The sequence below is a fragment of the Streptomyces sp. SID5643 genome (genome assembly GCF_009872555.1).
Classification (GTDB): domain Bacteria; phylum Actinomycetota; class Actinomycetes; order Streptomycetales; family Streptomycetaceae; genus Streptomyces; species Streptomyces iakyrus.
Genome location: NZ_WWIC01000106.1, coordinates 50,460 through 73,186 on the forward strand (window position 1 = coordinate 50,460; position 22,727 = coordinate 73,186).

The following is a 22,727-nucleotide window of genomic DNA, read 5'->3' on the forward strand; positions in this document are numbered from 1 at the left end:
GTCCGGACGCGGCTCTGCCACGGACATGAACCGGCGGGAAGAGAGCCGGAGGCCCGCAGCGAAGGTCGACCGGCTCCCGGCCACGACTCCCGCCACGGGGCTGTCGTCGGGTGAGGCCGCGCGGCGGCTGGCTCTCCACGGGCCCAACGAGATCCCCGCGGAACCGCGGACTCCGGTGTGGCGGCGGGTGCTGCAGCAGCTGCGCGATCCGCTGATCCTGGTTCTGCTCGTGGCGGCCGCCCTGACCATCGGGACGGGCGATCTCTCCGACGCCTCGGTGATCCTGTTCGTGATCATCGTGAACACCGTGGTCGGCGTCGTACAGGAGGTGCGGGCGGAACAGGCGGTGATGGCGCTGTCCGCCATGAGCGCCCCCGCAGCCAGGGTGGTGCGGGACGGTGAGGAGCGCTCCGTCACGGCAGCCGAGGTGGTGCCGGGCGATGTGGTCCTGGTGGCCGAGGGGGACATCGTCCCCGCGGACGGGGACGTGCTCGCCGCGGCGTTGCTGCTGGCGGACGAGTCGTCACTGACGGGCGAGTCCGTTCCGGTGGAGAAGGTCTCCGACAGTGACGAAGTGCGCGGGGCGGTGTCGGCCGGCACGGTCATCGTCCGCGGTCACGGACGGGTTGTGGTGACCGCGACCGGGGCCGACAGCGCGCTCGGCCGGATCGCTTCCCTGATGGGCGGTGCGCCCGGCCTCACCCCGCTGCAGCACCGGCTGGTGAAGTTCGGCCGGACTCTGGCGGCAGTCACGGTGGCGCTGTGCGCGGTGGTGCTCGCCCTCGGGCTGGTGCGCGGCCAGCCCGTGGAGCTGATGATCGTGGCGGCGATCAGCCTCGCCGTCGCCGCCGTTCCGGAGTCCCTTCCCGCCGTGGTGACGCTCGCTCTGGCGCTGGGAGCACGGCGGATGGCGGACCGGCACGCCATCGTCCGCAGGCTGCCCGCGGTGGAGACTCTGGGCTCGGTGACTGTGATCGCCACCGACAAGACCGGCACGCTGACCGAGGGCCGGATGGCGGCCGAGCACCTGTGGACGTCCCTCGGCGAGGCATCGGTGATGGGGACCGGCTACGAGCCCGAGGGCCGGGTCGTCCGAGACGGCGAGGCGGTGACCGCGGGCGGTGCGCGCGACCTGGCGGCGCTGCTGAGCGTCGCGATGCTGTGCAACGACGCGGCGCTGGAGCCCCCGTCGCACCACTCCCCGGAGTGGAGCGCGCTCGGCGATCCCACGGAGGCCGCCCTGCTGGTGGCCGGGGCCCGCCTCGGGCTGGACCGGGCGGCGCTGGACGGCGAACTACCGCGCCTGGAGGAGATTCCCTTCGACAGCAGCCGCAAGCGCATGACGACCGTGCACCGCCGCCCGGACGGAGGGGTGCGCATCGCGTGCAAAGGAGCGCCGGAATCCGTGCTCCGCCCGCAGATTCTGGCCGACCGCCCTGAGACGGTCGCCCGCGCGACCGCACAGGCGGAGGCCTTGGCACGCCGTGGATACCGTGTGCTCGCCGTCGCCTCGGCCGACCACGACGGCCGGGCGCAGCCACCCCCGACCTGGGAATCCGGCTTGTCGCTCCTCGGCCTCGTCGGCATCCTGGACCCGCCCCGCAGCGCGTCCGAGCCGACGATCACCGCGTGCAGACGGGCCGGCATCGTCCCTGTACTCATCACCGGCGACCACCCGCTGACCGCGCGGGCCGTGGCCGGGCGCCTCGGCATCGCCACCCGGGACGACGAGGTCACCACGGGGGACGGGATCCGGACCGGTACAGCGGGCGATCTGACAGGCGTACGCGTCTACGCCCGGACCACTCCCGAGCAGAAGCTGGACATCGTCCAGGCGTGGCGGGGAGCCGGGCATGTGGTGGCGATGACGGGGGACGGTGTCAACGACGGCCCGGCCCTGCGTCAGGCCGACATCGGCGTGGCCATGGGCCGACGCGGCACCGAGGTCGCACGCCAGGCGGCCGATCTGGTGCTCGCCGACGACAACCCGGCCACGATTGTGGCGGCCGTCGAGGAGGGACGCCGGGTCTACGCGAACGTGCGCCGGTTCCTGCTCTACGCGCTCGCCGGGGGCAGCGCGGAGGTCCTGGTGATGCTCCTCGGCCCCTTCCTGGGGATGCCGTTGCCGCTGCTGCCCGCGCAGATCCTGTGGATCAATCTGCTCACGCACGGCCTGCCCGGTGTCGCTCTCGGTGCGGAGCCCGTCGACCCGGACACGATGCGTCACCCGCCCCGGCCCCCCGAAGAGAGTGTGCTGGGGGCCGGTCTGTGGCCGCGAATCCTGTTCATGGGGGCCTTCGTCACGACGGTGACGCTCGTGGTCGGGGTCTGGGCCCGGGAGACCGGACGTCCCTGGCAGTCCATGATGTTTCTGGTGCTCGGGGCGACCCAGCTCGGAGTCGCACTCGGCTCCCGGGCGCGCCCGGGCACCCTGGCCAACCCGTTCCTGCTGGTGGCCGTGGGCGTGGCACTGAGCCTCCAGGCGGCCGGTGTCTATCTGCCGCCCCTGCGGGACCTGTTGGGTACGGAGCCGCTCGCGCTCACCGACCTGGCGATCGCCTGCGTGCTGTCCGGCCTCGGCCATGTCGTCATGCGACTCCAGGCGCGACTGAGACCGGAACGCCCGCCGCGCTCGGGTCCACCGGTAGCAAAGGGACATTGAGTGACATGGGCGCGTGTTCCCGGCATGCGCACGGGAGGTGAGGAACTCACACTGGTCTGGAGGGGCACCGGCCCGGGTGGGCCACGTCGTCGAGATCATCTGCGCGATCCTGTGGCCCATCTGTCGTCCTGCGGCCTGCGGCCCTTGCGCCCAGGCATGGCATGCCGTCGCGCTGAGCCGGTCGCTGCCGATGCCGTACGTGCGCATTCTCGTCGGGGCAGGTTCAGGAGGTCATGATGGGACGTCTGAACGAGCGGGTGGCGATCGTCACCGGCGGAGCCAGAGGGATCGGCGCCGCCGTGGCGCGGATGTTCGCGGCCGAGGGCGCGACCGTGGTGGTCGCGGATGTCCTCGACGCCGAGGGGGAGAAGCTGGCGGCGGAACTCGGTGGCCCGGCCCGCTACGCACACCTGGACGTCAGCACCGAGGTCGGCTGGCAGACGGTCGTCGCGGAGACGGAGCGGGACCTCGGCCCGGTCTCGGTGCTGGTCAACAACGCCGGGATCCTCGAGTGGGGGACCGTCGAGGAGCAGAGCCTCGAATCGTTCCGGAGGGTCATCGACGTCAACGTCCAGGGCGCCTGGCTGGGCATGCGAACGGCGGCGCCGTCTCTTCGCCGGGCCGGCGGAGGCGCGATCGTGAACATCTCCTCGATCGCCGGTCTCACCGGCTACGCCGGCATCGGAGCGTATGTGACCAGCAAGTGGGCACTGCGGGGGCTGACCAAGGCCGCAGCTCTGGAACTGGCCCCGGACGGGATCCGGGTCTGCTCGGTCCATCCCGGTGTGGTGCGCACAGCCATGACGGCCGACTTCGACGACTCGTTCACCGCCGGCCAGCCCCTCCCGCGGTTCGGTGAACCCGAGGAAGTCGCCCGCATGGTCCTCTTCATCGCCACCGAGGCCACCTTCTCGACCGGTGTGGAGTTCGTCCTGGACGGAGGCGTCACCGCCGGCCCGCCCACCGTCCTGACGCCCACCGACTGAGCCCGAGAGGCCAACGACATGCCGCGGCCGTGCGTGAGGTGACGGCATTCTGATCGGGTCGGGCTCCGGGTAGGCGGTGCCGAGTTCACGTGGTGGGACTGGTCCGGAGCTGCGACGCTGAAGACATGAGCGAGCACCGACCCGGGGCCGGGCGACGTCCACTCGGTGTGGCGGCCGCCGCGCTGGCCTTGTACGGAGCCTTCTTGCGGCCCCGGGTGCTGACCTGGGGCACGACACACGACGAGGCCGACCGCGACCTCCCCGGCGATGACCTCGTCCCCGATGCCGACGGCACCTCGACCATGGCCACGACCCTGCCGGCGCCGCCCGAAGAGGTCTGGCCCTGGCTGACACAGATGGGTTGCAACCGCGGCGGCTGGTACAGCTGGGACCGCCTGGACAACGGCGGACGCCCGAGCGCGGAACGCATCGTCCCGGCATGGCAGCGCCTGGAGCGGGACCAGCACCTGGACTCCCTGCCGAGCGGCGACGCCTGGTTCACCGTCGCGGTCCTGGAACCGGAGCGGACCCTGGTGCTGCGCTCGCAGACGAAGCTCCCCTCGGGACGCCCCTTCGACGTGCGGTACGAGCCACTGCCCAAGGCGTACATCGACTCGGTCTGGGGCTTCCACCTCCGGCCGGAGCCCGGCGGCGGGACCCGGCTCATCGTCCGCACGCGGGCTCGCAGCCGCCCGCGGCCCCTCACCCGGACCATGGACATCCTGTTCTGGGAACCCGCCCACCTGATCATGCAGACCCGCCAGTTCCGCAATCTGCGCATGCGTGTCAGTGCGACGGCATGAACGCAGGGAGGACGCGTTGGCACCGCGACAGAGGACCGACCGCGTGCGGGTCCTCGTCGAACGGGCGACACGCCCGCCGTCCTCAGCGCCGGATTCATACGCCCGCCGTCCTCAGCGCCGGATTCATACGGCGGCGGGCCCGGCCTGTTCGCTTCTTACGAGCGCCGGGTTGGTGCATGCGGGACGGCGATCGCTTGTCTGTACACGTGGTGAGCCCACACCTGCAGGCCGAGACTGGCCTCCACGAAGGCGCGGGCGGCAGCCACCCCCTCAGTGGCATGCTCCTTCAGCGCCATGGCCCGGCCATGACGCTCTTCCACCTGCTCACGGATGATCCCGCAGAGTGCCCCGGTCAGTTCGTCCGCTGAGCCGGTAGCGAGGGCACGCTCGGCAGCCGGGATCACCGGCCCCACATCGAGCCCTGCCGGCTTCAGTCCCGTGAAGGGAGCGCCTTCTCCGGCGCGGTGGACGCGGACGACCGTCTCGAAGAACCAGCGGTCGGCCACTTCCTGCGCCTCCCGGCCGGACGCGCGCGCCTTGGCCGTGAGACTGAACGCCTCACGGACCTCTCGTTCCCCTTCCTCGGGCACGTAGGGCAGGATCTGGTCGACATCCCTGTCCTCCAGGGCTTTACGCGCGGCCGTGACGACGGGACCGTCGAGAGAATCACAGTGCGGTGGCATCGCCGGTCACCTCCTTTGCGGCTTACCTTCATCATCGACCCGCGAAGCGCGAGCGGGAGAGTGCTGCCGTCGCAGCCGCCCTCGGACGCCGGGACCGAGGTTGCGGCACGGACCATGCCGCCGGAGCCTGGAAGTGTCCCGCAGACGTGGCATGGCCTGGCTGATTCCTCATCGATCGAGAGGAGGCAGGCCGCTATGACCAGCATCGCCCACCGCATAGCCGCCCTGTTCCGGATCAAGGCGAACCAGGCCCTGGACAAGGCCGAAGACCCGCGCGAGGTACTGGACTACTCCTACGCCCAGCAGCAGGAGATGCTGCAGAAGGTACGACGTGGTGTGGCGGATGTGGCCACCAGCCGCAAGCGCATCGATCTGCAGATCAGCCAGTTGCGCCAGTCCAGCGGCAAGCTGGAGGGCCAGGCACAGCAGGCGCTCGCCGCCGGGCGCGAGGACCTCGCCCGTGAAGCCCTGAGCCGGCGCACCGCCGTGGCCTCCCAGCTCACAGGCCTTCAGACCCAGCAGGCGACGCTGCAGGCCGAGGAGGAGAAACTCACCCTGGCCTCACAGCGCCTCCAGGCGAAGGTGGACACGTTCCGCACCAGCAAGGAGACCATCAAGGCCCGCTACACCGCGGCCGAGGCCCAGACCCGCATCACGGAGGCGGTCACCGGCATCGGGGAGGAGATGGGCGATGTCGGCCTGGCCATGCAGCGCGCCGAGGACAAGACCGAACAGCTGCAGGCCCGCGCGGGAGCGCTGGACGAACTGCTCGCCTCCGGCGCCTTGGAGGACGCCACCTTGCCCGCCGGCCGTGACGACATCCAGGCCGAACTCGAACGCGTCACCGCGGGCCAGGACGTGGACGAGGAACTGGCCCGGATGAAAGCCCGACTCCCCGCGTCCGCCACCGCGCCGGCCGTCGAAGGCAAGAGCCCCGAGCAGGGCCCTCCGGGCCAGGAGGCGACGTCATGATCATGCGGATTCTCGGCGAGGGCCAGTACGAGATCACGGAAGCCCACCTCGACCGGCTCAATGAGCTGGATGCCGCTCTGCAGTCGGCAGCCGACTCCGACGACGACAGGCTGTTCGCCACCGCTCTGTCGGCTCTGCTGGAAGCGGTGCGCAGCTGCGGCACCCCTCTGCCGGCCGAAACGATCATGCCGTCCGACCTGGTCCTGCCCGACGAGGACACCAGCCTCACGCAGGTGCGGGAACTGCTCTCCGACGAGGGCCTGATCCCGGGTTGACGGCGATGCGCGGCCGATTCGCGCGACCGGCAGCTCACCGCCCGGCCTCCGATGGGCCTGCCCCCAGGCGGCCGTCGGCTTCATCCCGACCGGAGTGGGTTCGGTCCGCTTCGCCCCGTGGAGTCCAGTCGCGACGACTACGGCCACTGATGTGGCCGGACGACAAGTGAGCGACGCGCCGTCCGACCACTGGGGGTCATGCTTGGTAGGCGACGTTTGTCATCATCCCGGCCTCGCCGTGGTAGGCGTTGTGGCAGTGCAGCATCCACTGGCCGGGGTTGTCGGTGTCGAAGAACACGGACAGCTTTCTCCTGGGCAGCACGATCGCGGTGTCCTTACGGGGGCCGGAGCGGCCGAGCTGGAAGGTGTGGCCGTGCAGGTGCATCGGATGCCACATGGTGGTGGTGTTGACGAAGTCCAGCCGGACTCGCCGACCCTCCTCGACCAGGATGGCGTCGGCGTCCGGATCGGCCATGTCGAACGGCTTGCCGTTGATGGCCCAGTCGTAGCGCATCATGCCGCCGGTGAGTTCGATCCGGTGCGTGACGTCGGCCGTGGCGGACTCCAGCCGCACGTCGTCGGCCGCGCGGAGCCGGGACGCGGTCATGACCGTGCCGTCGAGTTCCCTCGGACGTACGGCGGCCGTGGGTGCGCGGCCGGAGCCCGTGCGCACCAGGGCCAGCCCGCTGGTGTTCTTCCCCTCGGCCAGCGCGACCAGGGGGAAGACGCCGTCAGCGAGAGTGACCAGCACGTCGTAACGTTCGCCCATGCCGATCAGGAGCGCGTCTGTTCGCTGGTGCTGGACGGGGAAACCGTCGGTGTGGGTGACGATCATCTTGTGGCCGCTGAGGGCGACCCGGTAGGCGGTGTCGCTGCCCGCGTTGATGATCCGCAGTCGCAGCCTGCGGCCGGGCTTGCCCGTGCAGACCTCCGGGTCGTCCGGCACACGGCCGTTGACCAGGTGGTAGGGATATGCCACATCGCCGGCGTCGCCGCCCAGCAGGTCGCTCTCCGCGCCCATGAGCATGAATGTGTTGCCGCCCATGTCCATGCCGCCCATGCCCCGCTCGAGTTCGGCGAAGACCTCGTCGGGGGTGCCGGTGACACCGTCGATCCAGTCGTCCAGGACGACCACCCATTCGTCGTCGTAGGCCAGAGGCTCGCGCGGGTCCTCGACGATCAGCGGGGCGTACAGGCCGCGGTCGAGTTGGACGCCGACGTGCGGGTGGAAGAAATAGGTGCCCGGGGCGTCGGCGACGAACCGGTAGGTGAAGGTGGAGCCGGCGCGGACGGCGGTCTGGGTGGTCGGTGGCGCGCCGTCCATGTCGTTGCGCAGGGCAACGCCGTGCCAGTGGATCGAAGTGGTGGTCTTGCCCGGCAGCTGGTTCGCGAGTTCGGCGACCAGGGTGTCCCCGGCGGAGAGCCGGACCTCCTTGCCCGGGGTGCGGCCGTCGAAGGCCCAGGTCCTCGCCTTGACGCCGCCGCCCAAGTCCACCCTGGCGGGCGCGGCGGTCAGTGTGATCTTGTGTTGCCTGCCGGTGCCGCCCCGCCCCTTCTCTGAGGCGGCCGCGGCAGAGTGGGAGGGGCTGACCAGAGCAGGGGAGCTGCCGGAGTTGGTGCAGGCGGAGAGTGCGCCTGCACCGGCTGCGCCGAGTCCGGCGAGCAGGATGGAGCGGCGGTTGACGCTGTTCACGATGTGGGTCCTATTCTTCGAACTGGCATGAGGCGCGGCGAGGACGGCACACGGGTGCCGTTGCCGCGGCCTGAATGCGCAGGTGGGAGAGGACCGACAGGTCGGGTGGCGCGCGGCCAACCGTGCCGGCGGGCCGAGGGCCGGGCTGGGCCTGGTATGGGTCGGCCGTCTGCGCCGGAGTGCTCTGCGGCAGCACGGGGAGCTTGAGTACCTCGACGTTTCCGCTGGTGCAGTGCTGCATGCCCCAGATGGCGCAGGCGCTGCCGCCGTCCACGCCGTGCGGGGGTGCCGGTGCACCGAGCATGTCCGCGTGAGTGGGGCCGGAGACTTGCCGTACAACAGCAGCGGACGAGGACGTCATGCCAGGCATGGTGTGCCCGATGTGCGTGGCGTGTGGCGCCGGAGCGTTCGATGCAGCGGCCGTCTCGTGGTGCATTCACCCGCCGTACCCCGGGTGCCGGGGGGATGTCCCGCTCGGACGCCGAGGGGTCGAGGGGCCCGCTGCTGAACAGCCACACCGGCCGCTCGGCCAGGGTCTTGCGGTGCCGCCGTGCGAAACGTCGCGTGTCGCGATGCCAGCGGCCCCCGTAGAGTCCGCCGCCGAGGACGACCGCGCCGTACGACGCGGGGTCGGTGACGTCCGAGGCGGGCCGCACGTCCACGGCCAGCCCTTCCTCGGCCAGGACCTCACCGACGTGGTCGGCGATCTCGGCCGTCGATCCGTTGGTGGAACCGTAGACCACCAGAACCTTCTCTTTCATGATCGTCAGGCCTCCTCACGGCTTGCGCTGCCAGTAGTAGGGGAGCCCGTGCAGGGTCGGCTCCTCTGGCGACAGCCGGGAGTCGTCGAAACGGTAGGTGAGGTGGTCGACGACCGCGACCACACCGTCCACCCGGCGGCACATCTCCACCGCCGAGGTGGTTTCCACACGCCGCTCCAGCTGTCCGGTGAGCGTGACGACGCCCTCGCGGACGTCCACGTCGACGGCATCGGGCGGCAGCCACAAGGCCCGCCCCAGTACCTCGTTCCTGATCGCCTCCCGGATCTCCGCGTCGGGGCGCAGGAAGACCTCGAGCAGATCGCGGCGGGTGACGATGCCGACGAGCCGCTCCTCGTCGTCGACGACCGGCAGCCGTTCGACGCGGTGCTGCGCCATGACTCGGGCCGCCTCGGCGACGGTCGCGTCGCTGTGGACCGTGATGGCCGGACGGGACATGAGCTGTCCGGCCGTCCGGGCTTGCGCCTTGGTCCGGCGAGCGCGCGATCCCGGCGTCCAGCGCGGCCGGCGGAGCAGCCAGCGCGGCTCGGACGGATCGCGGGTCTCCGCCTGCCTGGCCATCACGTCCGTCTCGGAGATCACCCCGAGGACCTTTTCGTCGTCGTCCACCACCGGCAGACCGCTGATCCGGTGCTCGGCGAGCAGCCGGGCCACCTCCTTGAACGGCGTGCCGTACTCGGCGCGCACGACGTCGGCCGTCATCAGTGCGCCGACCTTGCTGTGCTTCATCGTGTTCCGCCTCCTTCGGCGGTGCGCGGACCCGCGGTTCAGCGGAGCCGGCCCGGACGGGGGGCCTGGCGCGGCGCGGCAGCAGACGGATCCGCGGGTCGAGAGCGGTGATGTGCTCGGGCCGGGTGAGGACCGGATCGAAGTCCGCCTCCGCCGGCTGCGGCAGATCGGTCGCCCTTCGGGACAGCCGCAGCAGCAACTGTCCAAGACCGGGGAGAACGACCGGACCGGTGGCGCCCAGTGGGATCACGCAGTGCACCGCAGGTGCGCATCCGGCCACCACGCTCGGCCACCAGCGCCCGATTGCCGGAGTCCTCCGGCGGGGCAACCCTCACGGCGGCCTGCTCGCCGGGGCGCCGGCTCACGGAGAAGAAGCGCAGCCGCAGGTTCGCGTCCGACATCTCCGAGTACAACCGGAAGACGGCCTTCTGGTCGTCCGGCCCCGCGGGCCGTACGCACACCGTCGTGCCGTCGGTGAGCAGGGCGTGCACCCGTTCGCCGGACGCCGGGGTGACGCTCATGGCACGCCTTTCGTCGCCGGGCCCCGCTTACAGTCTCGCTCTCGGAAGGCCGCGAGCCGATGGGCCGGACGGGCACGTGAAGCGTCCGACGGTCCCAGGCGGGTCGCGCACGGCAGCGGCTCGCCCGGTCTTCTCTCGACTGCGCCCCCCCATGGGTGGCAGAACGTCGACGGGGCGCAGCGCCGGCGCAGCGTCCACCACCACGGTCAGACGGGCGCCCTCCCACACACGGTCGCCTCCGACGTCCGTCTCACCCAAGCGGGTGCCCGCCTTGCCGGATGCGGGGGGGTGCCGTGGTGCTCGACTCGGACGCGGCCGTGCGCCGAGGCGGCATGACCACTCGGGCCACCAGTCGCCCGCAGCATGGGCAAGGTCGGCCCCTGCGGCATCGAAGCGTCTGCCATCGACTCCGGTGACCGGCGTCCCACGATGCCCGTGTGGGCGCAGTACGCGAGGGCGACCCCGTCAGAGGTGAGCGGGTGCCTGGAGACGGGCTGCGCGGCCCGGCATCCGTCGAGTGGCCACCCTGGACGGAACCGAGGGAGGCTGTAGGGAGACGGCGGTCCACAGGCCGCGGCGGCAGCGGTAGCCGGTCGCGTGCGAAGGCCGCGACCGAACGGGTGTGCAGCGGATGGGAGAAGACCCATGAAGGTCGGAGTGCTGACCGGAGGTGGTGACTGTCCGGGCCTCAACGCCGTGATCCGCAGCGTCGTCCGCAAAGGCGTCCAGGATTACTCGCTCGACTTCGTCGGTGTGCGGGACGGCTGGCTCGGTCTGCTCCGGAACGACGTCGTCCCACTGGACATCTCCAGCGTGCGGGGAATCCTCCCCCGCGGCGGCACCATCCTGGGGTCCTCCCGCACGAACCCGTTCAAGCACGACGACGGGCTGCGACGGGTACGGGACACGCTCGTCGCGCACGATGTGGACGCGCTCGTCGTGATCGGCGGAGAGGACACGCTGGGGGTGGCCACAGAACTCAGCCGCCAGGGGATCAACCTCGTCGGTGTGCCGAAGACCATCGACAACGACGTCTCGGGCACCGACTACACCTTCGGCTTCGACACCGCCGTCGGTATCGCAACGGAGGCCATCGACCGCCTCCACACCACCGCCGAGTCACATATGCGAGCCCTTGTGGTGGAGGTGATGGGAAGGCATTCCGGGTGGATCGCCCTGCACGCCGGCATCGCGGGCGGCGCCAACGTGATCCTCATCCCGGAGCGGTCGTTCGACATCGAGCAGGTCTGCGAGCAGGTGATGCGCCGGTTCGAGATCAATTACGCGCCGATCGTCGTCGTGGCCGAGGGGGCCGTCCCCAAGGAGGGACAGATGGTCGTCAAGGACCGGTCGCTGGACGAGTTCGGCCATGTGCGGTTGTCCGGCATCGGCGAATGGCTGGCCCAGGAGATCACGGCACGCACCGGGAAGGATGCCCGCACCACGGTCCTTGGTCACATCCAGCGCGGCGGTAGCCCCAGTGCCTTCGACCGGTGGCTGGCCACCCGTTTCGGGCTGCACGCCATCGACGCGGTCAAGGAGAGGGACTTCGGCTGCATGGTCGCCCTGCGGGGCACGCGGATCATCCGCCTGCCCCTTGCGGAGGCCACAGCGGAGAACAAGGTGGTGGAGCCCACGCTGTACGACGAGTTCGAGGTGTTCTTCGGCTGAGCCGTCATCCGCCGTGCGGTACGACCGCGACCGGGCAGCGGGCGTGGTGCAGGACGGCGTGGGTGACCGGTCCGAGTCGGCCTTCGGGCGCCAGGTGCTCGGTGCGGCGTCCCACGACGAGCAGGTCGGCACCCCGGGACGCGTTGAGAAGCGCTTCCGCAGGGTGGAGCAGCATGACATCGGTGCGGACCACCACCCGGGGGTACTTCTCCTGCAACGGTCGCAAGGCGTCGGACAGCCACAGCACCTCCTGGTCCTCCCAGGTGGCGCGGTCCTCCTCGGTCACCACCAGGGTCCGGGGAGAGACCGACTCGGCGGGAAGGGCCCAGGCCTGTACCACTCTCAGACGTGCCTTGCGAGCCTCGGCGGCCGCGAACGCGAAATCCGCCACTGCACCGACCGGCCGGTGCGCGTCGAACCCGAGCACGACCTGGCCTCCGCGGCCTGCAGCGGGTGCCCCTTCCGTGAAGGTACCGGCACGGTGAGGGACGATGACGACAGGGCAGGGGGCCGCTGCCGCCGTCCGCAGGGCCACCGAACCGACCGCCAGCCCCTCGAAACCGCCCGTTCCGCGGGTGCCGACGACGAGGAGCCCGGCATCGCGTGCCGCGGTGAGGAGAGCCGCGACCGGGGCGTCATCGGCCTGCGCCGTCTCCACCTGGAGGTCCGGGCAGCGGTCGGTGAGCTCCGCGACCGTCCGCCGGAGCAACCGGGCGCCCATGTGCTGCAGCCGGTCCACGGCCGGGCCCGGAACGGCGGCTCCGGGGAGCGGCGGAGATGCGTGCAGCAACCGCAGCGGAACGCCGCGCAGCGAGGCCTCCCCCGCTGCCCAGTCTGCCGCCGCCGCGGCGCGCTCGGACCCGTCGATGCCCGCCAGCACGGGACGCATCCTGGCCTCCTCCGTCCGGCCCGCGCATCGCGGGCGCCAAGCCCCCCTGTCTTCTCTCCTCCACTGTTCCACGGCGGTACCACTCCGGCGCCCGGACCGGGACCGATGCCACACCGGCTCGGCTGCCATGGCCGAGGCAGAGCCCGGTGCTCAGCTGGAACGGGGCACGCTGTCACATGAGCCCGGCGGCTGCGGGAAGCCGGATCCCACCTCGGATCACGCGACCGACCGGAGAAGCGAGCCGACGACCGACATACCAGGCTTGCTGGGCGACGAGGCCGAGTCCTTGCTGACCCGTACCCCCCACGGGATCCCAACGAAGACCTGATGCTTCCGGGCCCTGACTCCGTGGACCGTGCCGTGGCCGCGACCGACCGGACCGTGCCGTGGCGACGTGAGCACCTCCATCCTGCGATGGCTGCTCTCGCCGCGGACGAGTTGGCATGCGTGGCGGCTGGCGCGGGCCAGTCGGGGCAACCTCTCCTTCGACACGGCCTGGCGGCGTGCCCGACCCGAGCGGCACCCTGACGAGATGCCCTACCAGCAGCACGGCCACCTCCCAGCAAGCGGCGGGGTCGGGGACCCGACTGTGCGCCGGAGGTGAGTCCCGGGAAAACGGGTTGCCCCCAGGATCGCAGCCTGGTCGACAAGGGGGCAGGCCCTTGCACTTGTCCGATGCCAAGCCGCCGCTCCAACGGCGTCACCGCACAGGTCCCCGGAGTTCGCCCCCGAGCCAGGTCGGTCGTACGTGGACTGATCAAGCCCCGGGGCATCGGCGGTGCATCGTTTCCAGTGCGGCGGCCAGGACATGGGGATCGTGATGGCCCTTGTGGACCGCCGGCGGCTGCGTGTCGAGCTTGAGGAGTTGGGCCACGGCCCTCCAGGCGGTGCGGACGGAGTACTCGACGGTGAAGACGACGTCGTCGGGCACCTCGGCGAACTGGCCGATGAAGGCGAGGTTGACCGAGCCGTCGGGTACGACCTTGGGGCGGTCGTCGCGGCGGCGGGCCATGAACTGGCTCGTGACGTACGGCATGAGGCAGGGCACGACGGTGGAGGTCTCCAGGACCCGGGCTGTCGTCGGCTCGTCGAAGGGAAGATGATGCAGGATCTCTTCGAGGACCTCCCGGCCGGAGCACATCGTCATCGGCTTGGGGGTGTGGTTGCCGGCGCGGCCCGGGTGCAGGGCGTAGCCCCACCAGACCGATACGCCCTCGGGCTGGTCGCGGTAGACGGGCTGGCGGGGCGCGACGACAGTGAGCAGCCAATGGGAGTCGGTGAAGGTCATCAGTCCGCCCCGGCCGGTCTCGCGGCCGCTGAACTTCGCCAGTGCGTCGAGGAAGGCGGGGTCCTTGGCCGTGACCGTGAACGACTCCCCACGGGACTCCTTGACGTGCTTGTCGAAGGCGTCCGGGTTGCCGAAGTCGTCTCGGCCCCTGGACAGCCGGTGCCAGAGCAGCCAGGCGTCCGAACTCCGGCGAGGGGGCGGCGGAGCGGTGAAGTGGGAGCCGACGCTGGCGGAGTCGGTCATGGAGCCGTTGGTGACCAGGACCAGGTCGTCGGGGGCCACGTCGATTTGTTCGTCACGGCCGTTCCGGGCCAAGTAGATGCGCTTGACCGTCGTCGACCGGTGCCCCGCCGCGAAGGCGAGGTCGGTGACATGGCAGCGGGTGTGGACGGTGACGCCCCGTTCGCGCAGCCAGGCGGTCAGGGGACGCACGATGGAATCGTACGGGTCGTGGCGGGTGCCGTAGGCGCTCGTCATGGAGGCGAACTCGGGAGCCAGATGGATGAAGCGCCTGAGGTAGCGGCGGAACTCGATCGCGCTGTGCCAAGGCTGGAAGGCGAAGGTGGTGCACCACAGGAACCAGAAGGTCGTGGAGAAGAAGTGCTCGGTGAAGCAGTCGGTGATCCGCTTGCCGTCCAGGTGCCCCTCGGGAGTCGCGAGACAGCGGACCAGATCCAGGCGATCGCGCTCGGAGAACCCCATCGAGCACACGTCGACGACCTTTCCGTCGCCGTCCACGAGACGTGCGATGTCGTCCCGGGCGAACTCCTTTTGCCCGGCGAGGACCTGTGTCACGGACAACGCGGGGTCGTCGATGGAAGGGATGCCGGACAGCAGGTCGAACGTGCAGCGGTTCTCGGCCTCGAACATCCGCCCGCCGCGCATGAGGTAGCCGGCACCAGCCGTGCCGCCCGCGTCCATGCTGCCGCCGATGTTCCGCTGCTCCTCGAAGAGGTGGATGTCCGCACCCTCGAAACCGCCGTCGCGGATCAGGAACGTGGCCGCGGCGAGCGCCGCGATCCCGCTGCCCACCACATACGCCTTCGCCATCACAACTCCTCGTTCGTGCCAGCCGACTGGGAAACCGTCACCTCACGGTTTCCTGCGCAGGCAGGTTCCGTCAGTGGGCCGTTGGTCACCGGTTTGGTCCGCATGGCCCGTGCGCGTCGGCTTCCGCGGTGTCCGTGTGCGGACGTGGGGTGGTGCAGAGGACCCCGTCGGCGACCTGCCACCGACCGGGCCCGCACTCACCGCGGGCTCACGTCGGGCGAGCGTCCGCAGCCCTGCCGCTGCCTTCTGTCGCACCTGAGGTGAGGCTGCCGCCACGCCACGGCGGTGCCGGTGCGTGGTGGCCGTGGTGTCCCGGGCGGGCGGCCTTCTCGGTCTGGCGGCGCAGCCGGTCTGGAGCTGGTCGACCAGCTCGCGGCCGGTGGCCGCTTCGGCGAGGACGACCACTTCGCGCCTGCCGACGTGGAGGGCCGCTGCGGCCGCCCAGGGGCGGTCCGCGTGGTGGGCGGCCGCTCGCGTGATGCGTACCTCGCCGGTGGTGGCGGGCAGTCCCGGCCGGCCGACGACGGCGTCGATCTTCGTACGCGCGTAGGCCGGCGTCTCCTCGTCCACCTCGCCCACCGAACGCAGCAGTACGGTGGGGATGGCGCTTTGGGCGTCCTTGCTGGTCATTCCATCTCCCTTCCTGGAAGAGCGGTGGGATGTCCGACGCCGGTCAGGCCGTCGGCTCGGGCAGCCACAGGTCGGGGCCGAAGACCTCGTAGCGGATGCGCCGCGGCGGAATCCCCGCGCGTAGCAGCTGCGCGCGGACGTCTCGCATGAACGGCAGCGGGCCGCACAGAAACACCGTTGCGTCGCCGGGTAGTTGGATTCCGTCGAGGTTCATCAGGCCGGCGCGGGCGTCGGGTTCCTCCGCGCCCGGCCGCTCGTACCAGAACACGGCGCGGGCCTGAGGCAGTTGCTCGACGAGCCGACGGGTTTCGGCACGCAGGGCGTGGTCCGCGGGAGAGCGGTCGGCGTGCAGGACCAGCACCGGCCGGGCCGATGCGAGAGTGCCGAGGTGGGCCAGCATGCCCGTCATGGGGGTGCAGCCGATGCCTGCCGAGACAAGGGCGACCGGGGTGGTGGCGTCGGCCGGGTCGTCGAGGACGACGTCTCCGAAGGGCGCGGAGAGCGTCAGCTCGTCACCCTCGCGCACGTCGTGGTGCAGCAGGTCGGAGACCTCGCCGTCCGGAGCGCCGTCCGTGCCGGCGACCCGTTTGACGGTGATGCGCCGCAGATCCCCACCCGGGTCGGAGGACAGGCTGTACTGGCGCAGCTGATGCACTCCGTCGGGCATGCGCAGGCGCACGCTGACGTACTGGCCCGCCTGCGCGCGCGGTGCAGCTTCGCCGTCGGCGGGACGGAGCAGGAAGGACACCACGTCCGGTGTCTCGGGGCGGCGTTCGACGACCGTCCACTGCCGCCAGATCCGGCCGGGCTGGAGGCCGGCGTCCTGGTAGAGGCGGGCCTCCTGGGCGATCAAGGCACCGGCCATCAGCCAGTACACCTCGTCCCAGGCGGCCGCCACCTCCGGGGTGATCGCATCGCCGAGGACCTCGGCTATCGCGCCGAACAGGTACTTGTGGACGAGCGTGTACTGGTCCTCGGTGACCCCGACAGCGACATGTTTGTGCGCGATACGGCTCAGCAGGGCGTCGGGGCGAACGTCCGGCTGATCGAGCAGTGCGGTCGCGAAGCCGGCGATCGAGCCGGCGAGGGCGCGGCGCTGTGCTCCGCTGGCCTGGTTGCCGCGGTTGAACATCCCGTCGAGCAGTTCCGGCCGGTCGCGGAACATCGCGCCGTAGAAGCGGGTGGTGATCTCGTCGAGTGCGACGGCCACGGCGGGCAGGGTGGCACGGACGACGGCGGCGGATTCTGCGGACAGCATGAGGACTCCCAGACTGGTGGGGTGGGGGTGAGGTGGGCGCCGCGACCCAAGGGGCGACCGTCTTCTGTGTAGCAGGCACCGGACCACGTTTCGGCGGCGCTGGGCGAAGAGGGGCCGAACGGCCCCATCGATTCGGGCACAGCGGCCCCACGGGCCCACCCGGGCCGGGCCGGATGGTGCGGGCACGGTCTCCTCTCGGCCCTGTCCGGCGCTGCGGTGGACAGGGCCGAGCGACGACGGCGTCCGCGGGCACTCCGCAAGCAGATGTGTCGCCGAGCGCGCGTCCTGGGAGTGGCCTGCTGGTCGCGGCGCCACTCCCGGTGCGCGGCCACAGCCGTTGGCAAGGTGGGGAAGATCCGCTCGGTGCCGACGGCGTCCGCGAGGCCGTACGCGGTCAGGTCGTCCAGCAGCAGGTCCTGTTTGACTCGGGCGAGGGTGAAGACGATGCCGCGCTCGGTGAGTTCGCGACGGAGCGCGTCGACGGCGTCCAGGGCGATGATGTCGACCTCGGCATCGCCCTCGGAGTTGAGGAGTGAGGATGCCTGGCTGCGGCGCCCGCGGAGCAGGCCGGCGCGGTGCGGCCGGCGCTGCTGCTGACCGGGAAGCCGTGCAGCACGCCCGCGCCGAAGCCGGCCGCGCCAGTGCGAAGAACTCCTGATCGGCGTCGAGCGCGTTCCTGTCCGGGTCCGTGTCCCCGCGGCGGTCGGCGAAGGCTCGTGCGGTGAGGATGAAGTCGGTGTAGCCGACGAGCAGGACGCCTGGAACCTGTCTCTTTGGACCGCTGCCCTGCTGGATGAGGATTGGTTACTCTGCTGCGATGGCCAAGAAGACAGAGTCGGAGCTGGTGGTTGACCTACGGGGGCAGACGATCGAGACGCTCGATGACTTCTGGGACGCCGTTACCCAGCCCTGCGGACTGCCAGAGTGGTTCGGCCGGAATACGGATGCCTGGCGGGACACGATCCAGACACGGGGCATATCCGAGGTCATCGACAACTACGACGTTCTGGTCGTTCACGTGGACAAACAGGGAGTCTTCGCAACACGGAACCGTGAGGCACGGGCGCTGCGCAGCTCGTTTGCGGGGCGGCAGTCGCGACTGGTCGTGCACGACCTGTCCTGACCACCACGCGGGTGGGCCGGCTACCCCGGCTCAGCGGCAGCCCGGATCGCCGCCAGGTGGAGGGCCGCCCGGGACGGAGGGAATCAGGCCCGCCCCCGGCTGCGGAGCCCATGCAGGGCCGCATTGCCCCGCATGACACCCCACGCTGCCCAGCGAGCCCGCAGGGGCGGATCAACCGCTCGACAGATCTCCTTCGACGAGATCACGAGGTACGGCGACCATCTCCATGCGACCGCCGGCGAGGGCCAGCGTGGAGGAGATCAAAGCCTGCAGACAGGAGAGTTCCGCCTCGTCGTCGGGGTGTGTCAGGTGCTGCAACACGAGTCCGTCGAATCCGGCGAGGAAGAACCGCGCAATCGTCCTCGCCGGCTGCGCGAGCTGCTGGCCTGCGCGGTCGGCCGCGTCCGTCACGAGCTCCGATGTCACGCTGAGGACACCGAGGTTGTGCGTTTCGAGCGCCTCGCGGAGATGGGGCGACCGGAGCGCGAACATGGTCAGTTCGGTGAGCAGTTGATAGCTCTTCGGCTGGTTGCGCACCGTGCGCCACAGGGCGGAAGCGAGCACTCCCACGGTTTCCTCGAAGCCGGCGCCGTCAGGTGCGGCCTGCCGCACCTGATTCTCCATCTCCTGGGTCAGGTGCTGGATGACCGCACGGTACAAGTCCTCCTTGGTGCCGAACGTGTAGTGCACCGTGGCCTGCGCGACGCCGAGCTCGGCGGCGATCGCACGGGTACTGCCGGCAGCGACTCCCTCTCTCGCCATGAGGTCGATGGCCGCTTTGATCAACTGAGGGCGGCGTTCGGCCGCTGAGACGTGAGCCATGCGCCCACCCTACCGACTTAATTGCTCGAAGGAGTCACTCGAACAACTCGCATCGACGCAGGTCGAAGGGTGGCGATCGGCTTCGACATCGACCGGTGACTCTTCCAGGCCGCCGCCCAGCTACCCAAGCCCTGCGAGCCCCCGGAAGTGCGGGACCGATCAGAAGATGGTCACCTCGCGGCTGTAGAGGGCGAGCGAGCGGGACGGGTCGTAGAAGTCGCCGGTCTCGGCGGAGAGCTCCCGCAGTGAACGCTCGTACGAGGGGAAGTGGGTCAGCGCTTCCTCCGGGGAGTCGTAGTACACGGCGGCGACTCCTGTGTACGCGGGTTCGCCGCCGGCACCGAAATGGCGCAGCGCCCTCTCGGCCCCGGGCACCTGCCGGTGCCGGATGTATCCCCGCAGTACCTTTTCCCGGGACTCCGCCTTGAGCACCGCTGCGTGGGCGGCCTGCCACCGCTCGCTGACGTCGTCCCGGCCCGGTCCTTCGGGTTTGTGCACGAAGTGGAGTACTTTCACGGGGGTTTCGCCTGCGTCGGATGCCGGCGGGGCGATGAGTACCGCGGGACGGGTCAGCAGGGCCTGCTTGCGGCGGCACCCGCGGATCGTCCGTGATGGGCAGTTGCCTCGGCGAGAAGGGCTTCGCCCGTGGGCAACAGTCAGGCGAGTTGGAGAGGGCGCACCCCCGGTGGGTGCGGACGGGGCACCCGGACAGCCGCCGACGTTCTGCCGTTGAAGCGCGCCACGAACGGCTCGGTCGGCGTGGCCTCCCTGCGGGGGAGACCCAGGACTTCCACGGCCTGTGGCATGTCCGGGAGTACGGCTCCTCCCTCACACCGGTCGCCCTTGTCCGGGTCCGGCGCAGCGACCGACACGGCAACCTGGCCCATCGGTCCTGCGTCGGCGCCTCAGGCTGGCCGGCGAGCATTCGTCTCCTCCTCTCCTCCCGGCTCCTACACCCGCCAGTAGTGGCCAAGGACGGCCTGGATCGGCTGGTGCAGGGCATGTCCCGACGGCTTCGCTGCTGCGTCCTCCACCTCCGTCCTACGAACTGTGAACCCATCGTGGCTCTCTTCCGTGCTCATGATAGATCGGATCTTTTGATGCGGGTTCATGGAGTGGGAGGAGGGCTTCTGTCCGACCGTCTCACGTGGGCTGCCATGCGGGGCGCGTCGGCCGCCACCTGCTCTGTCGGAAGCGTCGACCCGAACAAGATCACCCACACCTTCGGCGTCCGAGGCTTTGACGGGTGCGTGGGCGGTGGGCAACAACCCCAGTCAGGCGGGCAGTTCCGCCCTTCAGGCGCTGGTTGCGCCAAGGTGGCGCTCATTCACCCACCTCTCTCTTCAATGAAATCCGTCATGAACAAACAATCGGAGGAGAAACGGATGCTGATCCACGGACACCCGCCCACTTGGCGCGGCCTGCACCGCCGCCTACCGCGGACACTCGCCATGGTGTGCGCGCTCGTTCTCGCAATGATCGGATCAATGCTCGCCGCCGCCCCGGCCCAGGCCGCGACGTCAATCACCCTCGACGGCGCCTCGGGCGGGCGTACCTTCGACGGCATCGGTGCCATCAGCGGTGGCGGGGGAAACAGCAGACTGCTGATCGACTACCCGGAGCCGCAGCGAAGCCAGATCCTGGACTACCTCTTCAAGCCCAACCACGGCGCCAATCTGCAGATCCTCAAGACGGAGATCGGCGGCGACACCAACTCGACCAGTGGCGCCGAGCCGAGCATCCAGCACACCAGAGGCACGATCAACTGCAACGTCGGCTATGAGTTCTGGCTGATGGAGCAGGCGGTCGCCCGCAACCCCGACATCAAGCTGGCCGGCCTCGCCTGGGGTGCGCCGGGGTGGATCGGCGGCGGCAACTTCTGGACCGCCGACATGATCGACTATCTGATCTCCTGGCTGGGCTGTGCCAAGTCGCACGGCCTGAACATCAGCTACCTGGGCGGCTGGAACGAGCGCGGCTACAACATCGGCTGGTACAAGAACCTGCGGTCGGCGCTCAACGCGAAGGGCTACTCCTCGGTCAAGATCGTGGGCTCGGACGACCACAGCTGGGACATCGCCAACGACATACTGGCGGACCCCACGTTCGCCTCCGCCGTGGACATCATCGGCGCCCACTACCCGTGCGGCTGGCTCACCCCCCAGACCTCCTGCCCGAGCTCCGCCAACGCCAAGGCAACCGGCAAACAGCTGTGGGCCAGTGAGAACGGCTCGCACGACCACAACAGCGGCGCCGCACCCATGGCTCGCGCGAACAACCGGGACTACATCGACGGCAGGATGACCGCGACCATCAACTGGCCGCTCATCGGCGCCATGACGCCCAACCTGCCCTATGCGACGACGGGTCTGATGGTCGCCAACCAGCCCTGGTCCGGCTGGTACTCCACGGGCCAGAGCCTGTGGGTCACCGCTCAGACCACCCAGTTCACCTCGCCGGGCTGGAAGTACCTCGACAGCTCCACCGGCTACATCGGAGGCAGCGCCTCCAACGGCAGCTACGTCACCCTCAAGTCGACCAACAACCGCGACTACAGCACCATCATCGAGACCACCCAGGCCTCCACGGCGCAGACACTCGACTTCACAGTGGCCGGCGGCCTGTCCACCGGGACCGTCCACGTCTGGTCGACCAACGTCAACTCCACCGACTCCTCGACCGCGATGGTGCGCCGCAGCGACATCACTCCCTCCGGGGGTACCTACTCGCTCACCGTCCAGCCGGGGTACGTCTACACCATCACCACCACGACAGGGCAGGGCAAGGGCACCGCCGTCAGTCCGGCGAAGGGCTCTCTGGCACTGCCGTACGCCGACTCCTACGACAGCTACGCGACCGGCACCCAGGCGAAGTACGTCCAGGACCAGCAGGGCGCCTACGAGGTCGTCGGCTGCGGGGGCGGACGTTCCGGAAAGTGCGTCCGCCAGATGTCGGCCCAGGCGCCGATCACCTGGGCGCCCCTGTCACACCCCTACGCACTCTTCGGCGACCTGGGCTGGAAGGACTACCAGGTCGCCAGCGACGTGCTGCTGGAGAGTGCGGGCTTCACCGAGTTGATCGGCCGCGCCACCTGGCAGCACTCCTTCGGCCCGGAGGGCCTGAACGGCTACTACCTGCGGGTCAGCAACACGGGTTCCTGGTCCATCCTGCGCAACGACACCGACAACAACTTCACCACGCTGGCCAGCGGTACGGTCACCGCGCTGGGCACCAACTCCTGGCACAACCTGAGGCTGGGCTTCCACGGCAACAAGATCACCGCCTGGATCGACGGCGTGAAGGTGGGGTCGGTCAACGACAGCACCTACACCGAGGGGCAGGCCGGCTACGGCAACAGCCAGGGACAGACGGGCCAGTTCGACAACCTGTCGATCGGGTCGACCACGAAGGTCGTCGGCGTCGCGTCCGGCCGCTGCCTGGATGTGCCGGGCTACAACGAGACCAACGGCACCCTGACGCACCTGTGGGACTGCCACGCCGGTGACAACCAGCAGTGGACCTTGACCTCGGCCAAGGAGCTGCGGGTCTTCGGCGACAAGTGCCTGGACGCGAAGGACCACGGCACCCACAACGGCACACCCGTGGAAATCTGGTCCTGCAACGGCGGCGGCAACCAGCAGTGGACCGTCCATGCGAACGGCACCGTGGTGGGAGTCGAGTCCGGGCTATGCCTCGATGCCGTCGAGGGGCGCACCGCGAACGGCACCGGGACCCAGCTCTGGTCGTGCCACGGCGATACCAACCAGCGGTGGACGCGGAGCTGATCCCAGCCGCACACCGGCTGCTGCCGGCGCGACCGCGGCTTCGGCGCCTTGCGGGGAAGGTCGCCTTCGGCCGGGAGCCCGAGGCCCGACGCCCACCCCGGTGACACG

The 22,727-nt window shown here is 70.1% G+C and carries 18 protein-coding genes and 1 pseudogene; 8 read left to right on the forward strand and 11 right to left on the reverse strand.

What is annotated here, in order from left to right:
* Positions 1-25: 25 nt before the first annotated feature.
* The 3 genes from GTY56_RS13465 to GTY56_RS13475 all read left to right on the forward strand — a co-directional run bounded on the left by GTY56_RS13465 (position 26) and on the right by GTY56_RS13475 (position 4,451).
* Entirely contained in the window at positions 26-2,662 is a 2,637-nt protein-coding gene (locus GTY56_RS13465; RefSeq protein WP_161365524.1) for a cation-translocating P-type ATPase, read from the forward strand.
* Positions 2,663-2,898: 236 nt separating this feature from the next.
* Positions 2,899-3,648, forward strand: a complete 750-nt coding sequence (locus tag GTY56_RS13470) for a glucose 1-dehydrogenase (RefSeq protein ID WP_161365625.1) — start codon at positions 2,899-2,901, stop codon at positions 3,646-3,648.
* A 125-nt stretch (positions 3,649-3,773) separates the two neighbouring features.
* Entirely contained in the window at positions 3,774-4,451 is a 678-nt protein-coding gene (locus GTY56_RS13475; RefSeq protein ID WP_161365526.1) for a hypothetical protein, read from the forward strand.
* A gap of 155 nt (positions 4,452-4,606) precedes the next feature.
* On the opposite strand, the gene GTY56_RS13480 is transcribed toward GTY56_RS13475, so the two are convergent.
* Positions 4,607-5,134, reverse strand: coding sequence for a DUF6448 family protein (locus GTY56_RS13480; protein WP_161365528.1), 528 nt, complete (start codon positions 5,132-5,134; stop codon positions 4,607-4,609).
* 195 nt (positions 5,135-5,329) lie between these two features.
* On the opposite strand from GTY56_RS13480, the gene GTY56_RS13485 reads away from it, so the two are divergent.
* Together GTY56_RS13485 and pspAA are read left to right on the forward strand one after the other, a co-directional pair.
* Positions 5,330-6,106 (forward strand): PspA/IM30 family protein, encoded by a 777-nt coding sequence (locus GTY56_RS13485; RefSeq protein WP_161365530.1) that lies wholly within the window; start codon positions 5,330-5,332, stop codon positions 6,104-6,106.
* On the forward strand, positions 6,103-6,381 hold the full coding sequence (gene pspAA, locus GTY56_RS13490; RefSeq protein WP_161365532.1) for a PspA-associated protein PspAA: 279 nt from the start codon (positions 6,103-6,105) through the stop codon (positions 6,379-6,381). Before GTY56_RS13485 ends, pspAA begins: the two co-directional genes overlap by 4 nt.
* Before the next feature lie 196 nt (positions 6,382-6,577).
* Here pspAA and GTY56_RS13495 read toward each other — a convergent pair whose 3' ends face one another.
* Genes GTY56_RS13495 through GTY56_RS13505 form a run of 3 tightly spaced genes read right to left on the reverse strand, consistent with a single transcriptional unit; the run spans position 6,578 to position 9,582 of the window.
* Positions 6,578-8,074 carry a multicopper oxidase domain-containing protein gene (locus GTY56_RS13495; protein WP_161365533.1) on the reverse strand — a complete coding sequence of 499 codons (1,497 nt, stop codon included), beginning with the start codon at positions 8,072-8,074 and terminating at the stop codon, positions 6,578-6,580.
* Positions 8,071-8,835 carry a flavodoxin domain-containing protein gene (locus GTY56_RS41310; protein ID WP_161365535.1) on the reverse strand — a complete coding sequence of 255 codons (765 nt, stop codon included), beginning with the start codon at positions 8,833-8,835 and terminating at the stop codon, positions 8,071-8,073. Before GTY56_RS41310 ends, GTY56_RS13495 begins: the two co-directional genes overlap by 4 nt.
* 15 nt (positions 8,836-8,850) lie before the next feature.
* Positions 8,851-9,582, reverse strand: coding sequence for a CBS domain-containing protein (locus GTY56_RS13505; RefSeq protein ID WP_161365537.1), 732 nt, complete (start codon positions 9,580-9,582; stop codon positions 8,851-8,853).
* Positions 9,583-10,748: 1,166 nt separating this feature from the next.
* Here GTY56_RS13505 and GTY56_RS13510 point away from each other — a divergent pair.
* Positions 10,749-11,774, forward strand: a complete 1,026-nt coding sequence (locus tag GTY56_RS13510) for a 6-phosphofructokinase (RefSeq protein WP_161365539.1) — start codon at positions 10,749-10,751, stop codon at positions 11,772-11,774.
* A gap of 4 nt (positions 11,775-11,778) precedes the next feature.
* Here the strand turns inward: GTY56_RS13510 and GTY56_RS13515 are convergent, their stop codons facing one another.
* The 5 genes and pseudogenes from GTY56_RS13515 to GTY56_RS41575 form a co-directional block, all read right to left on the reverse strand.
* A complete protein-coding gene (locus GTY56_RS13515; protein WP_161365541.1) occupies positions 11,779-12,663 on the reverse strand; it encodes a universal stress protein in 885 nt (294 codons plus the stop codon).
* A 757-nt stretch (positions 12,664-13,420) separates the two neighbouring features.
* Positions 13,421-15,001 carry an oleate hydratase gene (locus tag GTY56_RS13520; protein WP_161365543.1) on the reverse strand — a complete coding sequence of 527 codons (1,581 nt, stop codon included), beginning with the start codon at positions 14,999-15,001 and terminating at the stop codon, positions 13,421-13,423.
* A 42-nt stretch (positions 15,002-15,043) separates the two neighbouring features.
* Positions 15,044-15,631 (reverse strand): hypothetical protein, encoded by a 588-nt coding sequence (locus GTY56_RS13525; protein ID WP_161365544.1) that lies wholly within the window; start codon positions 15,629-15,631, stop codon positions 15,044-15,046.
* A 43-nt stretch (positions 15,632-15,674) separates the two neighbouring features.
* Positions 15,675-16,889, reverse strand: a complete 1,215-nt coding sequence (locus GTY56_RS13530; RefSeq protein WP_161365546.1) for a globin domain-containing protein — start codon at positions 16,887-16,889, stop codon at positions 15,675-15,677.
* A 299-nt stretch (positions 16,890-17,188) separates the two neighbouring features.
* A pseudogene (locus tag GTY56_RS41575) lies at positions 17,189-17,422 on the reverse strand (STAS domain-containing protein); the annotation flags it as partial.
* A 284-nt stretch (positions 17,423-17,706) separates the two neighbouring features.
* Between GTY56_RS41575 and GTY56_RS13540 the strand changes: the two are divergent.
* Entirely contained in the window at positions 17,707-18,012 is a 306-nt protein-coding gene (locus GTY56_RS13540; protein ID WP_161365550.1) for a barstar family protein, read from the forward strand.
* A 171-nt stretch (positions 18,013-18,183) separates the two neighbouring features.
* On the opposite strand, the gene GTY56_RS13545 is transcribed toward GTY56_RS13540, so the two are convergent.
* Positions 18,184-18,834 (reverse strand): TetR/AcrR family transcriptional regulator, encoded by a 651-nt coding sequence (locus tag GTY56_RS13545; protein ID WP_161365552.1) that lies wholly within the window; start codon positions 18,832-18,834, stop codon positions 18,184-18,186.
* Positions 18,835-18,993: 159 nt separating this feature from the next.
* Positions 18,994-19,350: an EthD domain-containing protein gene (locus GTY56_RS13550; protein ID WP_346345479.1), complete on the reverse strand. Its 357-nt coding sequence runs from the start codon at positions 19,348-19,350 to the stop codon at positions 18,994-18,996.
* A gap of 971 nt (positions 19,351-20,321) precedes the next feature.
* On the opposite strand from GTY56_RS13550, the gene GTY56_RS13555 reads away from it, so the two are divergent.
* Positions 20,322-22,619, forward strand: a complete 2,298-nt coding sequence (locus GTY56_RS13555) for a ricin-type beta-trefoil lectin domain protein (protein ID WP_202510115.1) — start codon at positions 20,322-20,324, stop codon at positions 22,617-22,619.
* Positions 22,620-22,727: the final 108 nt, after the last annotated feature.